The following is a 16127-nucleotide window of genomic DNA, read 5'->3' as shown; positions in this document are numbered from 1 at the left end:
CTTCTTATATTATTAGGAGGATGAAAAAAATTTTTTTGGGGGTATTATGAAAAATCCATATTTGTTCAGCTATTTACCATTTGTTACGGTCTTGCTATTCAGTTTGACCTTTGGTGTCTATAGTGTTGGGGAGACATTGATCCTTTTTAAGGAAATCGGTCTCTATCAAGGTATGAGGGAGTTCTTATCGGACTTTCAGTTACGTATCTTTTTATTGACCATGTATTCATTACTATTCTTTATGCTATTTGCAGCTTTAAAGCTGATTGCTGTCACCATTCATGAAACGGCCTTATTATTTTTCCTGAAAGAAGAAGCGGATGCGTCGTATAGCGCGTCGAAATCTGGCGTAGTCATTTATTTTATCGGTGCACTCGCTTCGGCAATAGGTATTCAATCATGGAAGACACTAGTATTAATCTTCCTGATCACTTCATTCATCTACTTTGTTTATGTAGTCTACAAATTAAGTCCATTCATGACACTGACACATACAGTAGGTTTGATTTTCTTTCAGATTATCATCTGGAGTGTTCTGGTGACGGGGCTCCTGTATATCATATTCCGTCTATACAACGGGCTACTCGCCAGTATTCCATTAACCAATCCAGTGAATAAATGAAAAAGCCTTGCAGATCCGAACTAACGGACCTTGCAAGGCTTTTATGGTCGCATCGTAGAGGAAAATGCCCGCAGATGAATTTTTTGGTCGCGCAGACGTGGAATGGGTGTCGGTCTGTCGTAACCGATCCAGACAGCTGACGTATAGCGATCATTCATGCCAATGGCCCACAAGTCTTTAAACGCATCAGTCGTTCCTGTTTTCGCTCCGGTATAGCTCGTTGTATAAGCAATTCCTTCGCCTGTACCGTTGACGACGACTTCTCTCATCAAGGAGCGGATGCTGTTAACTGTGGAAGGGGACCAAACCACTTTTGACGTATCCTTCCATTTATACAATACCTCACCTTTACTATCTTTTACGGAGCGAATCGCGTGAGGCGTCAAGTACGTCCCGTCGATAAAGCTCGTAGTCGCCGCGGCAAGTTCCAGTGGCGTGACACCTTTAGAAAATCCACCGAGCGCAGCAGGGTAGGAGCGGTCAGCCTCGACGACATGCTGGAAGTGGAAAGGTGCTAAATGCGAGAATGCTTCGTCGATTCCTACACGTTGCAATAAACGTACAGCCGTCGAGTTATAACTATTCCGGAATGCTTCCCGTACCGTAGTCGTACCAAACTGATAGTGGCCGAAGTTTTTCGGACAATAATTCGCAATACAAATATCACTACTGTTGACAGGGGTATCCGCATGATACGGACCACTTTCAAAAAACGGTGCATAGACAAGCAAAGGCTTGATTGCGGACCCCGGTTGCCGCACCGCTTGATACGCGCGATTGAAGTCGTTTTTTTTATAGCCTGCACCTGCATACAGACTGATGATCTCCCGCATGTCATTGTCGATGACAGCAGCTCCAGCTTGCACACCACCCGTTCCAATTAGTGCATTCATTCGATTTTCATCATGCTGTTGCTTATTTTGATCCAGTGCCGTATCAATTGTTACGCCTGCGCCAATCACTTCTCGTGTACGACGATTGATTTCATTTTGCCAGCGTTGTCGTTCTTCTGGCGTTTTCGCTTTACTCATCGACGTGTCGAGCCCTTCTGTCTGCGCAATAAGGTCTTTCAACTCTTCTAATACGTACGAGCTGTACATCGGATAAAACTGTTCTTTTTTCTTGACGTTCAATTGAATTGGAAACGTACTGTACGCTTCAAATTGCTCTTGTGTAATGACTTGTTGGTCGAGCATAACTCGAAGCAGTCGTATTTGACGCTCTTTCGTTTGATCGAAATGTTTAATTGGGTTATAAAGAGATGGATTATTTGGAACGGCTGCCAAAAAAGCGATTTCCGCCTCATGCAATTTTTCGAGCGGACGACTGAAGTAGTAGCTTGCCGCACCGCCAATTCCGTACACTTGATTGCCAAAATACATTTCATTCAAATACATTTCCAAGATTTCATCTTTTGTCGATTGCTTTTCCAACTCTGCTGCAAAGAAGAGCTCTTTAAACTTTCGTTCATACGTTTTCTCTGTCGATAAATAGCGCATTCGTACGACTTGTTGTGTAATGGTCGAAGCGCCTTGTTGTTTAGCGTCTGCCGCTGCGTTGATCGTGAAAGCTCGAATGATCGCTGCGATATCATAGCCTCGATGTTCATAAAACGTCCGGTCTTCACTTTTTAAAAACAACTGCCGCGTGAAAAACGTCATATTTTGCAAATGAATTGGCTGCCGCCATTCCGTATATTCTTCCGCAAATAAAGTCCCGTTCCGGTCTTTCATTTGAATAGGGGAGATCATGGCAGGCACTTCCAATTGAACGGTGTCACGAATAGACGCATGCAATGTTTCCGTCTTCATGGTTTCTTCGTGGATTTGATTTTGGATAAATAATAATAGCGGAACGCAAGCAAGCGTAATCACTAATGCAACCGTTTGTTTCAACTACCTAGCCCCCTGTACTCTCACATAGCTATAGAAAAATATAACATATCTTGACAACTGTCGCCTGAATCAAATGGGAATAAAAAAGCCACGCAACCTATAAAAAGGTTACGTGGCTAAAATTACGCGTGTTCATTCGCTTCACCTTGCCGGTCTTGTAGGAAGTGTTCGAAATCCTGTGTAGGCCGTCGTAATGCCATAGATAATAACAAATATCCGACTATGAACAATACGCCTGTCACGATGAATACTGCAGGAATCCCAATATACCCACTGACAATCCCGCCAAACATAGGTCCGATAATATTACCAAGGAAACGGAAGCTCGTGTTATATCCCATGACCTCACCTTGTACTTCCAGTGGCGCTTCACGACGAACAAGTGCTGTCGTAAGTGGAATCATACCGCCTGTCGAAATCCCAAATAAGAACCGCAACAAAACCAGTTGCCAAAGTGATGTAACAAACGCCTGTGGGATGATGAAGAGGAAAGACATGATGAGTAGAAGCCCAAGGATTTTTTCGTATCCGAGATCGTCGCCTATCTTCCCCCAATACCTAGCGAATAGTAAGTTGCCGAGGCCCGTTGCACTGAACGTCAATCCAGCAAGGAACGCTATATTGGTTGCAGCATGGGTCAAATCTGCTACGTAGAGTGACAGCAACGGCTGAATACTGAAATTCCCGACTTGGATCAACGTCGTGACGAGCATGACGTTAAACATCAGACGGTGTTTAAACAATCCACCTAAAATGACTTTCCGAGAATACTTTGCTACTTTCCTCGCTTTTACCCGTGCGCCCTCCTTGATTCCAAATAGCACAAGCAGTGTAGCAATCACTACGGAAACGGACGTGATGATGAAGGTGTATTCAAAACCGAACGTATCAGCCATGAGACCACCGAGAACGGGGCCAAATAACATTCCCGCGACACCACCCATTTGCAGCGTCCCGAGCATCTTACCCGCTTCCTCACGAGGTGTCTGAGATGAAATGAAAGCTAATGATGTCGGTAAAAAACCTGTAACTAAGCCCATCAGTAATCTCAATACAAAAAAGATTTCTACGGAATTGACAAAGCCCATCAAAAAGACTGAAATGGTAATCCCGAAACCATTAATGAGCAATATAGGCTTGAAGCCAAAGCGATCTGCAAAACGCCCCCAAATAGGTGACATGACTAGCGCGGTAATAAACGTAGCACCAAAAATTAATCCTGCCCACTTCTGGACATATGCATCAGAATAATCCCCAAACGTTTCAATATATAACGACAGGAATGGCATAATCATCGTCATCGTTCCCGCTACAAGAAAGTTCGTAATCCAGATGATAATGAAATTTTTCTTATGTCGACTCAACGTTGAACCGCCTTCCTCCTGTAAAGTTTCGATAAGTATAAGTATAAAACAATTCGATAGTCGAAGGAAACATAGTGCTTACATCAAGAGTTGGGGGTGGATGGAGTTTCTGCTTCTTAAGAGGATGTACATTGACATTTATAATTCAATGGCGGTGGAAACGCGGAGGGCTTTGAGCGTTTGCAAGGCGTGTATGAGCGCTTACAGCTAGTCATAGAGCGGTTAACAGTAAAGTATGAGCGGTAACGGATCGTGATAGAGCGCTTGGCGTTGATCATAGAGCGGTTATGCATGAACTATGAGCGCTTACACGAATGAATGAGCGAACTCGCAGTGTACTTAGGAGTAGATCAACGTCATCCTATCCTGATCCTGCGCTTTTTCTAAGCACAATAAACTTTGTCAACTAACTGTCACAGTTACAATTATCGAATTTTGCCATCATATATGATAGACTGTTTCCATACACAAAACATGCACCAAAATGAACAAGCACGTAAATTTGAGGAGGAATATCATGTATCCACAACTATCGACTGAAGTAGCAGAAAACGAAGCACTAGTTACGATGAACACAACAATGGGGCCTATCAAAATAAAGCTTTTTAAAGAGCAAGTTCCAAAAACAGTTGAAAACTTCTTGACGCACGCTGAAAATGGCTATTACGACGGTATTATTTTCCACCGCGTTATCCCTGAGTTCATGATTCAAGGCGGAGACCCAACTGGAACAGGAATGGGCGGAGAAAGTATCTATGGCAACACATTCCAAGATGAGTTTACTATGGATCTATTCAACTTGCGTGGCGCACTATCTATGGCAAACGCTGGACCAAACACAAACGGTAGCCAATTCTTCATCGTACAAGCATCTTCACTTGCAGGCGCTTCAGCGGCACAATTGAAAAATGGCGGATGGCCTGAAGAAATTGCGGATGCATATGAAGCAAACGGCGGAACGCCACACTTGGATCAGAAGCACTCTGTATTTGGTCAAGTAGTAGAAGGAATGGACGTTGTTGACAAAATTGCTAATGCGAAAACTAACCGCGACAATAAGCCAAATGAAGAAATTAAAATTGAATCAATTGAAATCATCCAAAAGTAAGCGGATTTGATTCCTAGGGGGAAACTAGCATGGACTTCGTTCTATTGATGCCGTTTCTTTATTTTCCTGAAGATAAATCAGAATACATCCCAGCAGCAATCTCTTTCGTCATCTTCATGACGCTCATGCTGTTCGTATTTCGTTGGATTATTAAGAAATCCAAACGGCAGGAAGAGGAAACGAAAGAGCTGGAACAACGTATTTTAAAAGAACGACAACAACATAAAAATGCAGGACATCCCATCGATTGATTGGGATGTTCTTTTTTTATCCATCGGTCTCGTAAACTGTCAAAATATTTCTAACTGTTCTCTTGCTAGCTGTTGTGCTATTATTAAAAGAAAAACAAATCAGGTGACGAATCATGCAAACCATGGAAATGAATAAAAAAGCAGTCTCACTTCTTAAAAAATGGGATCCTTTCGAAGAAGGGGAATATGCGTATGGTGCAGAAATTGCCGCAATAGTGACGGAGCTTCATCGTGTAGATCATCCAGTAGACTTAGCCAAATGTATTCGTGATATCTATGAGCACACCCATGAAATATGGATACCTTTAGAGAACTGTATGGAGATATCCTACAAACTAATTGCTATTAAATATGAAGCCAAATCGATCGTTCAATATTAAATGCTCAACGCCATCTATTCGGATGGCTCTTTTTTGTTCAAAACTACGAAATATGGTATACTTTGAAACGGCCATAGTGGCAGACTAGATACTACTTTAGATTGGGAGCTGTTTTGCATGTCTCACAAATTTGCAGTAGGAGATGAGCTGACCGGAAAAGTTACCGGAATACAGCCATACGGTGCGTTTGTGGCGCTGGATGCTTCAACGCAAGGTTTAGTGCACATCTCTGAAATCACGTATGGATTTGTTAAGGATATTCATGAATTTTTGGAAGTTGGGCAAGAAGTTCACGTCAAAGTATTGGATGTGGATGAAGGAGCTAGTAAAATTAGTTTGTCGATACGTGCATTACAGGAGCCACCAAGTTCTTACTTGAATCACTCTCGTTCTCGTCAATCATTGCAAGAACGCGTAGATCAGCAAGACGCAGATGGCTTTAATTCACTAAAAGATAAACTGCAAGGTTGGATTGAACAATCCGGACGTTAATAAAAGGACTGTCGCAGAAGTTGTTATAACTTTAGCGACAGTCCTTTTGTGTTTTTTCGAATCACTTCGACGGCAGATGGCTCCCGCGATGAATCACAGGCTGTAAGTACGCTTACTACTTTAAAGACGCAATCGTATAGTTAGGGCAAGATACTGTGAGGTTGTGCGTTTCATCACCAGAAGATCAACGGTGTTCTATTACTTACTCCTTTAGTTTCTTCAACCGATACTGCAAGTTCTGTCTACTCATACCGAGGGAGTTGGCAGTTTTCGTAATGTTATGATCATGCAACTTCATTGCTTTCTGAAGATAATACTTCTCGGCTTCTCGTAAATACTGATCAAATGGTAACAGTTTTGAGTCGCTCTGCACGATAAAGTCTCTTGGTCGTGAAGCGTCATTTGCTACTGCCTCGACCTTCATCTTAAATTGCAAAGGTAACATATCAAGAGTCAACGTATCTTCTGTTGTACGCATGGATGAAACTTCGTCCAGAAGTAGCTCGAGCTCTCGCAAATTCCCCGGCCAATCGTATGCCAGAAGCAATTCTTTCACTTGGTCATCAATTTTCGTCAGTCCTGTCCCTAGTGACTCTACTCTGATCTTTAAATACGATTCCGCACAAGGGATCATGTCTTCTGGCCGCTTCCGTAGTGGAGGAATTCTAATGGCAAAGGACGCGAAAAAATAATAGAGCTCCTTTAGCAATGTACCCGATGCGATCAGTTCGACTGGGTCGTCGCCGATACTCGCGATGAATTGATGGGTGGGTGTTTTCTGCAAGACGTAGAGCAATGCCTGTTGCAAAGAAATCGATAAAGCGTCAATCCGTTCGCAGAATAATGTCATAGGTGGTTGTTGTTGCAAAGTTTCTTCGAGCTGCTGGATGATATCTGTATCAGCATGCAGACAATGGAATGTGTGGAAAATCCGTTCGTTTCCTGCAGAACCATAGTGAATAGCCTCAGCAAGATTATCCTTCCCTACACCTGTTTCTCCAATCAATAAAACTGGCAAGTCAGCCGCCGCTGCTTGTTCCGCAGTGGAAATGACCGACTTCATGGCAGATGATTGAGCAGTGATTTGATTGAATGTAATCTTTCCGCGATTTTTACGTAATGGTTGTAAAACGAATTTTTCTAATGCCGTAATATCTTGAGCAAACTCAATTGCACCAATCAATTCCTGCTGCTCATAAATAGGGTAGGTGTCATTCATCGTCGTGATCTCTACTTTATTCGTATTCCAGTACCTCTGCTTAACCCGCAATTGGGGCTCTCCGCTTTGTAATACTTTCAATAACGTGCTTTCAATCTTGTCAAAATTAAATAGTTCCAAAATAGAATGGTCTTTTATATCTTCAATATTCAATCCTTCGATTTCTTTCATTTTGCGATTGTAGACAATTGTTCGTCCTGAATGATCTACAGCATGTATACCGATAGTTGCATGGTCCACAGCAAACTGATTGCAAATATCCAATATATTTTCATGTATGCTCATTTAAAACACCTTCCTAACATAGTACTTATCGGGTTTTAGTTAATAAATTAATAGAATTAAAAAATAATTACAAGAAAACACTTGCAATGTGCAATGTTTTCTTGCATTATTATAGATGTAAACGCTAACAAACGCAAATTTATTTTGCGTCCCTACTATAAAGGAGGATTTGATTCCAAATGATTCCATACAAACACGAACCATTCACTGATTTTACAGTTAAAGAAAACCGCGAAGCGTATGAAGAAGGTTTTAAAGTCGTAGAAAGTTATATTGGGCAAGATTATCCGCTAATTATCGGCGGTGAACGTATAATGACAGATAAGAAACTAGCATCCACTAACCCTTCTGATAAAAAAGAAGTCATTGGTAACGTCTCGCAAGCTAGTCGCGATTTAGCAGAGCAAGCGATGACTACTGCAAAGGAAACATTCAAAACTTGGAGGAAAGTCAAGCCGGAATTCCGTGCTGATGTATTATTTAAAGCAGCTGCCATCGTCAGACGCCGCAAGTTTGAGTTTTCTGCGTTACTGACAAAAGAAGCAGGTAAACCTTGGAATGAAGCGGATGCAGATGTTGCTGAAGGGATCGACTTCATGGAATATTACGCTCGTCAGATGCTTACACTAAAAGAAGGTATGCACGTGGAGAGTCGACCAGGTGAATACAACCGATTCGATTATGTACCACTTGGTGTAGGTGTAGTCATTTCACCGTGGAACTTCGCATTTGCGATCATGGCAGGGACAACAGTAGGTGCACTTGTAACAGGAAACACAGTCCTGTTGAAGCCGGCTTCAACAACAACAGTCGTTGCGTATAAGTTTCTCGAAGTCTTGGAAGAAGCGGGTATGCCAACTGGTGTCGTCAACTTCATCCCAGGATCGGGTTCTGAGATTGGTGACTACTTGGTCGATCACAAAGACACTCGTTTCGTTTCATTTACAGGTTCACGTGAAGTAGGTACACGTATTTTCGAACGCGCGGCAAAAGTACATGACGGTCAAATTTGGCTGAAGCGTGTAATTGCGGAAATGGGCGGTAAAGATACGATTGTTGTCGATAATGAAGCGGATTTGGAGTTGGCTGCGCAATCTATCGTTTCCTCATCATTTGGATTCAGTGGCCAAAAGTGTTCAGCATGTTCTCGTGCGATCATTCATGAAGATGTCTACGATGAAGTGGTAAAGCGTGTAGAAGAGATCACGAAGTCATACAACTGGGGTGATCCAATGGATGGAAACAACACAGCCGGTCCAGTTATTGATCAGGCGGCATTCGATAAAATTATGGATTATATTGAAATTGGGAAACAAGAAGGACGTCTCATCGCAGGTGGAACTGGCGATGATTCAAAAGGTTATTTCGTAGCGCCTACTGTATTCGCAGACGTTGATCCAAATGCACGTATTTCTCAAGAAGAAATCTTCGGTCCGGTGGTGGCGCTATCAAAAGCCTCGTCGTTTGCAGAAGCCATTGAATTTGCAAACGATACAGACTACGGGTTAACAGGTGCGGTCATCACGAAGAACCGTCACCATATTGAGCAAGCTCGTGAAGACTTCCATGTAGGTAATCTATATTTCAACAGAGGCTGTACAGGCGCTATCGTTGGCTACCAACCATTTGGCGGTTTCAATATGTCCGGTACGGATTCAAAAGCTGGTGGACCTGATTACTTGCAGTTGCATATGCAGGGTAAAACTACGTCAGAGATGCTGTAAATCGTTAAAGTGAATTTGAAGGAGTGAACGGATATGACGAAAACGACGAATGTTATTGAAAAAACGGAAAAGTACGGTGCGAATAACTATAATCCGCTACCGATTGTAATTTCTGAAGCGGAAGGTGTCTGGGTAAAGGATCCTGAAGGTACTAAATATATGGATATGTTGGCTGCCTACTCTGCACTCAATCAAGGCCATCGCCATCCGAAAATCATTCAAGCGCTGAAGGATCAAGCAGATCGTGTAACGCTAACTTCACGTGCATTCCATAATGACCAATTGGGCCCGTGGTATGAAAAGATGGCAGAACTCTCAGGTAAAAATATGGTATTACCTATGAATACTGGTGCAGAGGCAGTGGAGACTGCTTTAAAAGCAGCGAGACGCTGGGCGTATGATGTGAAAGGTGTAGCAGGCAACCATGCAGAAATTATCGCATGTGTAGGGAATTTCCATGGCCGTACACTGGGTGCGGTTTCATTGTCATCCGATGCTGAATATAAAAAAGGATTCGGTCCATTGCTACCGGGCATTAAGTTAGTAGAGTACGGGGATATTGATGCGTTGAAAGCGGCTATTACTTCCAATACTGCTGCATTCCTGATTGAACCGATCCAAGGAGAAGCTGGAATCATTATTCCTCCTGAAGGATTCATGAAGGAAGCTTCTGAACTATGTAAAAAAGAGAACATTCTCTTTATAGCGGATGAAATTCAAGCAGGACTCTGTCGTACAGGTGAAATGTTTGCTTGTAACTACGACGGTGTCACACCGGATATGTATATCCTCGGTAAAGCACTTGGTGGGGGAGTATTCCCGATTTCCTGTGTACTTGCAAATGATGATATTCTAGGCGTATTCAATCCGGGATCTCACGGATCTACATTTGGTGGAAATCCAATGGCGTGCGCAGTATCCTTAGCGGCACTTGAAGTGTTGGAAGACGAAGAGCTTGCGAAGCAATCCAAAGAATTAGGAAACTATTTCATGGATGAGTTAAAGAAATTAACACATCCTTCAATCAAGGAAGTACGTGGACGCGGATTATTTATTGGCATGGAATTAACAGAAGAAGCACGGCCATATTGTGAAGAACTAAAAGAACTTGGTTTATTATGTAAAGAAACACATGATACAGTCATCCGTTTTGCTCCACCATTGATCATTACTAAAGATGAGTTAGATTGGGCATTGGAAAAAATCCGCACAGTATTTAACAAGTAAGTAACACTCTACCACCAAGCTTATGTCGGATGAAGAAATTCGGAAAAGATTTGGATTCGATATGTGGATGTTTGAATATGCTCGTGTTATAATGTGTCCGTGAAAGACAATAACAAACAAAGAGGCGAGCCATACAATGACAGAAAACCTGAATCTATTTACGTCTACACAAGTTGTAATAAAAGATGCACTTGAAAAGCTAGGCTATGATGAAGGAATGTATGAACTATTGAAAGAACCACTTCTTATGGTAGAAGTGCGTATTCCTATCCGTATGGACGATGGAAAAGTAAAAGTATTTACCGGATACCGCGGACAACACAATGATGCAGTCGGACCGACAAAAGGTGGAATTCGTTTCCATCCTAACGTAAGTGCTGACGAAGTGAAGGCGCTTTCTATGTGGATGACACTAAAAGCAGGAATTGTGGACTTGCCATATGGCGGTGCTAAAGGCGGTATTTTATGTGATCCGCGAGAAATGTCGATGGGTGAATTAGAACGTTTGAGCCGTGGCTATGTGCGTGCACTTAGTCAGGTAATGGGGCCTGCAAAGGATATTCCGGCACCGGACGTCTTTACGAATTCACAAATCATGGCATGGATGATGGATGAATACAGTAAAATTGATGAATTTAACTCACCTGGTTTCATTACAGGAAAGCCAGTCGTACTCGGTGGTTCACATGGCCGTGAGCGCGCAACAGCTGAAGGTGTAACAATCATTATTAATGAAGCGGCAAAACGCCGTAATATCGATATGAAGGGTGCACGTGTGATCATCCAAGGATTCGGTAACGCAGGCAGTTTCCTATCCAAGTTTTTACACGATTCAGGCGCGAAAGTAATCGGTATTTCCGATGCGTACGGTGCATTGTATGACCCTGATGGTTTAGATATCGACTATCTACTCGATCGTCGTGACAGTTTCGGAACAGTCACTACATTATTCGACAATACGCTAACCAATGCGGAATTGCTCGAAATGGAATGTGATATACTAGTTCCAGCTGCAATTGAAAACCAAATCACAGAAAAAAATGCGCATAATATTAAAGCGGACATCGTAGTGGAAGCAGCTAACGGTCCAACTACTTCGGAAGCGACAAAAATCCTGACAGATCGCGGCATCCTACTAGTACCTGACGTATTGGCTAGTGCTGGTGGCGTGACAGTATCGTATTTCGAATGGGTTCAGAATAACATGGGATATTACTGGTCTGAAGATGAAGTACGTGAAAAAATGACAGCGAAGATGGTTCAGGCATTTGAAAATGTGTATAACATAGCCACTACACGTAACATCGATATGCGTTTAGCAGCATATATGATTGGTGTACGTAAAACAGCGGAAGCAAGCCGTTTCCGTGGTTGGGTATAATAATAATAAAAGGCATCTCCTCGAGTGTGAGGAGATGCCTTTTATGTTTGTTCGATAGATGAAGCCGGTCGAATTTCTTCACTAGATTTCGGTTCCTCTTCTCTGCGCCAATACGTAAAGAGAACTTGTAGCGCCATAAGACCAGATAATCCGATGACGATATAAAGAAAGCGTGCTAATGGCTGATAGGCGCCTTCTGTTAGTTGGGCGATTACGTCGAAACGGAAAATCCCGACAACACCCCAGTTTAATGCCCCGATTAGCGCGATCGCTAACGTAAGTTTTTGCAATGTTTCCATTTTATCTCCTCCTATAAAAAGTATATCCTGTTTTCAGAACACTATACTTGCATCGTAAATACATCTTTTTCATAATGGAAAGTAAGAAGAAGGAGGCGTACGATTTGGATAATTTTATTTTCAATAACCCGACTAAATTAATTTTTGGTCAAGGTCAACTGCAACATTTGCCTAAAGAACTCGAAACATACGGTAAAAAGGTATTGCTAGTATATGGTGGTGGCAGTATTAAGCGCAATGGCCTATATGATGAGATCATGAAATTGTTAAAAGACGATGATTTTGAAGTAGTAGACATGCCGGGCGTTGAACCGAATCCTCGACTGTCGACTGCTAAAAGAGGTGCGGACCTTTGTAAAGAACATAATATCGACGTGATTATCGCAGCGGGTGGAGGATCTGTAATTGATTGTACGAAGTTAATTGCTTCCGCGGCGAAATACGACGGTGATCCATGGGATTTCGTCACAGGTAAAGCAACACCTAAAGAAGCGCTACCATTCGGTACGGTGCTGACGATCACTGCAACTAGTTCAGAAATGAATGCGGGATCTGTCATTACGAATGAAGAGACACAGGAGAAATATGGTTGGGGCGGACCGCTAAATTATCCTAAGTTCTCTATCTTGGATCCGAAATACACATTAACCGTGCCGCTTGATCAAACAGTCAACGGTATTGTCGATACGATGTCCCACATTTTCGAGCAATATTTCCACACTGCAGATAATGCTTTGTTCCAAGATGAAATTTGTGAAGCGGCATTACGCTCCGTTATGAAGACTGGAGAGCAACTGGTGAAAGATCCAGAGAATACAGAGCTTCGCGAATCCATGATGTTTGCGGGTGTTTGGGGATTAAACGGATTCCTATCGATGGGTACAAGAGGGGACTGGGGTACGCATAATATCGAACACGCCGTATCCGCTGTCTACGATATTCCTCACGCTGGCGGTTTAGCGATTTTATTCCCGCACTGGATGAAGCACACATTCCCGAAAAATCCACAACGCTTTGTACAGTTGGCTGTTAATGTTTTCGGAGTAGATTCAGCTGATAAGACGAATGAAGAGATTGCAATGGAAGGAATCGACCGTTTAAGTGCATATTGGAAAGGAATTGGCGCGCCTGTCACACTAGCGGATTATGATATTGATGACTCCAAATTAGAGTTGATAGCAGAAAAAGCTGCCGTGAATGGTCCGGTTGGTGGATTTGCTAAGTTATCTAAGGATGAAGTTCTAACTTTATTGAAAGCTAGTTTGTGATTATTGTGATAAAATGTCAATTGAATAAATAAAGAAACTGAAAGCAAAGACTACGAATGAGTTTGCTTTCAGTTGATTACGTCAGGTCACGTCGACTTGGCGTTTTTTATGGGTAAATAACGAGTTCTACTGATTCTACATAGGAAAGCGTAGTGAGTTCTATATAGAGCGTAGAGGTAGATTTTTTAGGATGAGCCATAAGTTTGAATTGTAATTCGTGATGATATTGATGTTCAGGTGTCTGGAATTGTCTGATACGCAAATGATCAATTTCCATATGTTCTTCATTCAAGTATCTAATGAGATCATCAATTTTAGACTTTTGAGTAATGATAATCGTACAATTCGCTTCTTTAGTACGCAACCGCTTAGGACCGAATCTACCTAATAAAGGCGCTATTAGCTCAATAACGATCATTACACTAATTACAGTGAAGAATGCTTCGATATAAAAACCTGCACCTACTGCAATACCGATTCCTGCTGCGCCCCAAATCATTGCAGCGGTAGTCAACCCTGTGATATTGTCATTATCCCTACGCAATATAGCCCCGGCCCCAAGAAAACCGACACCGCTGACGATTTGAGCGGATAGCCGCAAAGGGTCCATAGTAATATTGATGTCATTACGAGAAGGTACTAAATAAGCTGCTTCCATTGAGATAATTGTCAATAGACAACTGAAGGTGGCAATGACTGCACTCGTTTTTAGCCCAATAGGCTTCTTCTTGATCTCTCGCTCTACACCTATAATGATACTAAGTACAAGGGCAATGCTAATTTTGATTAGTGCTTCTACATTAAATGAATCGGCAAGTATTGTTAACATAAATCATCCTCCTTCACTTACATAATAGGAAGATTACCTATATACTCTCTTTAATACGGCAATCGACTCGTACATGCCTCTCCTTCTATTGTAATGGGAAGAGAGATAGAAAGAGAAGTGATATTATGAATAAACCATTAATTCATCCCTACATACCCATTGCGCTTGGTGTCCTCACTGTCGGTTTATCAGCAATTTTTGTAAAAATGGCCACGGCAGATGCGGGTGTCATCGCCTTTTATCGTATGTTCTTTTCAGCTGTTATTATGCTTCCATTATTCTTAATCTCCTATCGCAATGAATTGAAATCGTTAACGAGAAGGGATTGGCTTTACACTACATGCTCAGGAATATTTCTGGCAGTCCATTTTATACTATGGTTCGAATCCCTCAACTACACGTCAGTTGCTAGCTCGACTGTATTAGTGACGCTTCAACCAATATTTGCGTTAGCAGGTACGGCATTATTCTTTAAAGAGATTATTACAGGAAAAATGCTGACTGCTGTATTCATTGCGTTAACGGGAAGCTTCATTATTAGTTGGGGAGATTTCCAAGTAAGTGGAGTTGCGTTATTTGGAGATTTACTAGCGTTACTCGCTTGTGCATTCGTTACAGCGTATTTATTAATAGGTCAGAATGTACGTAAAAGAATCTCGCTCGTGACGTACACATTTCTTGTTTACTCCGTAAGTTCCGTTGCACTGTTTTTCTATGTTCTCGTCACACAAGAACCTTTCTTCGGATACCCCACTGCAGATTGGGGATGGTTTTTAGCTTTGGCGATCTTACCAAATCTGTTGGGACACACGTTATTTAACTGGGCAGTCAAGTGGGTGAGCACAAATGTAGTATCAATCGCTATTCTGTTTGAGCCAGTACTCGCTTCAATCGCTGCATATTTTGTGTTGCATGAAAAAATAACTGCACTTCAATTTGCAGGCGCAATCGTTGTCCTGACAGGGGTTTTGCTGTTTGTCGTGGATATAAAAGCAATAAAGAAAAAACTTTTTGCGAAAAACACTTGATTTCTCTATACGATCTATTGTATATTAGTTCTTGTCGCTTCGGACGTAATCGAAAACAACATAAAAAACTTCTTTTAAAAAGTTGTTGACTTCGACAAACTTCGAGTGTAATATAGAGAAGTCGCTTTTATACGACTGACAAACACGAACCTTGAAAACTGAACAGCAAAACGTTAACGAAATACAGTTTGCGCATCTAACGATGACACAAACAAAATGAGTATCTTAAATGATGCCAGCAAATGAAACTCGAGCTAATCGATTTTTCATTTTACTGACTGACAAGATGTAGTGAAGTACTAGGAGATGAAGGAGAGAAGGAGGGAGCGTACTTAGGTACGTGACCGACTAATCGACTGAAATCGACGACGTAATTCGCTGCAGATTGTCTGTCAGTCTTATGGAGAGTTTGATCCTGGCTCAGGACGAACGCTGGCGGCATGCCTAATACATGCAAGTCGAGCGAACTGTTGGAAGCTTGCTTCCTTCAGTTAGCGGCGGACGGGTGAGTAACACGTGGGCAACCTGCCCTTCAGATGGGGATAACTCCGGGAAACCGGGGCTAATACCGAATAATCCATTCTCTCGCATGAGGGAATGTTGAAAGACGGCATCTCGCTGTCACTGAAGGATGGGCCCGCGGCGCATTAGCTAGTTGGTGGGGTAATGGCTCACCAAGGCGACGATGCGTAGCCGACCTGAGAGGGTGATCGGCCACACTGGGACTGAGACACGGCCCAGACTCCTACGGGAGG

General features: G+C 42.3%; 15 protein-coding genes and 1 rRNA gene. 11 read left to right on the top strand and 5 right to left on the bottom strand.

The genetic code is table 11. The annotated features are described in order from the left end of the window. Positions 1–46: 46 nt before the first annotated feature. Positions 47–622, top strand: coding sequence for a YufK family protein (locus H605_RS0111795; RefSeq protein ID WP_029054410.1), 576 nt, complete (start codon positions 47–49; stop codon positions 620–622). A 41-nt stretch (positions 623–663) separates the two neighbouring features. Here the strand turns inward: H605_RS0111795 and H605_RS0111790 are convergent, their stop codons facing one another. Beyond that, a complete protein-coding gene (locus tag H605_RS0111790; RefSeq protein WP_029054409.1) occupies positions 664–2517 on the bottom strand; it encodes a transglycosylase domain-containing protein in 1854 nt (617 codons plus the stop codon). Between the two features lie 122 nt (positions 2518–2639). Then, entirely contained in the window at positions 2640–3881 is a 1242-nt protein-coding gene (locus H605_RS0111785) for an MFS transporter (RefSeq protein WP_029054408.1), read from the bottom strand. A gap of 517 nt (positions 3882–4398) precedes the next feature. Here H605_RS0111785 and H605_RS0111780 point away from each other — a divergent pair. The 4 genes from H605_RS0111780 (at position 4399) to yugI (ending at position 6112) form a co-directional block, all read left to right on the top strand. After that, positions 4399–4989 (top strand): peptidylprolyl isomerase, encoded by a 591-nt coding sequence (locus H605_RS0111780; protein ID WP_029054407.1) that lies wholly within the window; start codon positions 4399–4401, stop codon positions 4987–4989. A gap of 29 nt (positions 4990–5018) precedes the next feature. Then, on the top strand, positions 5019–5240 hold the full coding sequence (locus H605_RS0111775; RefSeq protein WP_029054406.1) for a hypothetical protein: 222 nt from the start codon (positions 5019–5021) through the stop codon (positions 5238–5240). A gap of 113 nt (positions 5241–5353) precedes the next feature. Then, positions 5354–5620 carry a DUF1871 family protein gene (locus tag H605_RS0111770; RefSeq protein WP_029054405.1) on the top strand — a complete coding sequence of 89 codons (267 nt, stop codon included), beginning with the start codon at positions 5354–5356 and terminating at the stop codon, positions 5618–5620. Between the two features lie 117 nt (positions 5621–5737). Beyond that, entirely contained in the window at positions 5738–6112 is a 375-nt protein-coding gene (gene yugI / locus H605_RS0111765; protein ID WP_029054404.1) for a S1 domain-containing post-transcriptional regulator GSP13, read from the top strand. Between the two features lie 202 nt (positions 6113–6314). Here the strand turns inward: yugI and H605_RS0111760 are convergent, their stop codons facing one another. Beyond that, complete coding sequence (locus H605_RS0111760) at positions 6315–7616, bottom strand: sigma-54-dependent Fis family transcriptional regulator (RefSeq protein WP_029054403.1); 1302 nt, start codon at positions 7614–7616, stop codon at positions 6315–6317. Between the two features lie 179 nt (positions 7617–7795). Between H605_RS0111760 and pruA the strand changes: the two genes are divergently transcribed. The 3 genes from pruA to H605_RS0111745 all read left to right on the top strand — a co-directional run bounded on the left by pruA (position 7796) and on the right by H605_RS0111745 (position 11948). Beyond that, positions 7796–9340: an L-glutamate gamma-semialdehyde dehydrogenase gene (gene pruA, locus H605_RS0111755; protein ID WP_029054402.1), complete on the top strand. Its 1545-nt coding sequence runs from the start codon at positions 7796–7798 to the stop codon at positions 9338–9340. Between the two features lie 33 nt (positions 9341–9373). After that, the gene (locus tag H605_RS0111750; RefSeq protein ID WP_029054401.1) at positions 9374–10567 is read left to right on the top strand and encodes an ornithine--oxo-acid transaminase; all 1194 of its coding nucleotides are present in this window, start codon (positions 9374–9376) and stop codon (positions 10565–10567) included. A gap of 136 nt (positions 10568–10703) precedes the next feature. Continuing rightward, positions 10704–11948: a Glu/Leu/Phe/Val family dehydrogenase gene (locus H605_RS0111745; RefSeq protein WP_029054400.1), complete on the top strand. Its 1245-nt coding sequence runs from the start codon at positions 10704–10706 to the stop codon at positions 11946–11948. 41 nt (positions 11949–11989) lie between these two features. On the opposite strand, the gene H605_RS0111740 is transcribed toward H605_RS0111745, so the two are convergent. Then, positions 11990–12247, bottom strand: a complete 258-nt coding sequence (locus H605_RS0111740; protein WP_029054399.1) for a DUF378 domain-containing protein — start codon at positions 12245–12247, stop codon at positions 11990–11992. A 104-nt stretch (positions 12248–12351) separates the two neighbouring features. Here H605_RS0111740 and H605_RS0111735 point away from each other — a divergent pair, with 104 nt between their 5' ends. Then, a complete protein-coding gene (locus H605_RS0111735; protein ID WP_029054398.1) occupies positions 12352–13515 on the top strand; it encodes an iron-containing alcohol dehydrogenase in 1164 nt (387 codons plus the stop codon). Between the two features lie 106 nt (positions 13516–13621). On the opposite strand, the gene H605_RS0111730 is transcribed toward H605_RS0111735, so the two are convergent. Then, complete coding sequence (locus tag H605_RS0111730) at positions 13622–14344, bottom strand: MgtC/SapB family protein (RefSeq protein ID WP_029054397.1); 723 nt, start codon at positions 14342–14344, stop codon at positions 13622–13624. A gap of 125 nt (positions 14345–14469) precedes the next feature. Here H605_RS0111730 and H605_RS0111725 point away from each other — a divergent pair, with 125 nt between their 5' ends. Both H605_RS0111725 and H605_RS0111720 read left to right on the top strand, forming a co-directional pair. After that, positions 14470–15372 (top strand): DMT family transporter, encoded by a 903-nt coding sequence (locus tag H605_RS0111725; protein ID WP_029054396.1) that lies wholly within the window; start codon positions 14470–14472, stop codon positions 15370–15372. Between the two features lie 397 nt (positions 15373–15769). Further along, positions 15770–16127, top strand: a 16S ribosomal RNA gene (locus H605_RS0111720); the annotation flags it as partial.

Origin of the sequence: Sporosarcina ureae DSM 2281 (assembly GCF_000425545.1) — a bacterium.
GTDB lineage: Bacteria > Bacillota > Bacilli > Bacillales_A > Planococcaceae > Sporosarcina > Sporosarcina ureae.
Note: the sequence above shows the minus strand (reverse complement) of the source record. Positions and strands in the feature narration are given on the sequence as shown.

What these genes read in the sequence shown, in the direction of transcription:
- H605_RS0111795 (WP_029054410.1), top strand. Translation starts at nt 47, where the DNA reads ATGAAAAATCCATATTTGTTCAGCTATTTACCATTTGTTACGGTCTTG.
- H605_RS0111780 (WP_029054407.1), top strand. Translation starts at nt 4,399, where the DNA reads ATGTATCCACAACTATCGACTGAAGTAGCAGAAAACGAAGCACTAGTT.
- H605_RS0111775 (WP_029054406.1), top strand. Translation starts at nt 5,019, where the DNA reads ATGGACTTCGTTCTATTGATGCCGTTTCTTTATTTTCCTGAAGATAAA.
- H605_RS0111770 (WP_029054405.1), top strand. Translation starts at nt 5,354, where the DNA reads ATGCAAACCATGGAAATGAATAAAAAAGCAGTCTCACTTCTTAAAAAA.
- yugI (WP_029054404.1), top strand. Translation starts at nt 5,738, where the DNA reads ATGTCTCACAAATTTGCAGTAGGAGATGAGCTGACCGGAAAAGTTACC.
- H605_RS0111760 (WP_029054403.1), bottom strand. Translation starts at nt 7,616, where the DNA reads ATGAGCATACATGAAAATATATTGGATATTTGCAATCAGTTTGCTGTG.
- pruA (WP_029054402.1), top strand. Translation starts at nt 7,796, where the DNA reads ATGATTCCATACAAACACGAACCATTCACTGATTTTACAGTTAAAGAA.
- H605_RS0111750 (WP_029054401.1), top strand. Translation starts at nt 9,374, where the DNA reads ATGACGAAAACGACGAATGTTATTGAAAAAACGGAAAAGTACGGTGCG.
- H605_RS0111745 (WP_029054400.1), top strand. Translation starts at nt 10,704, where the DNA reads ATGACAGAAAACCTGAATCTATTTACGTCTACACAAGTTGTAATAAAA.
- H605_RS0111740 (WP_029054399.1), bottom strand. Translation starts at nt 12,247, where the DNA reads ATGGAAACATTGCAAAAACTTACGTTAGCGATCGCGCTAATCGGGGCA.
- H605_RS0111730 (WP_029054397.1), bottom strand. Translation starts at nt 14,344, where the DNA reads ATGTTAACAATACTTGCCGATTCATTTAATGTAGAAGCACTAATCAAA.
- H605_RS0111725 (WP_029054396.1), top strand. Translation starts at nt 14,470, where the DNA reads ATGAATAAACCATTAATTCATCCCTACATACCCATTGCGCTTGGTGTC.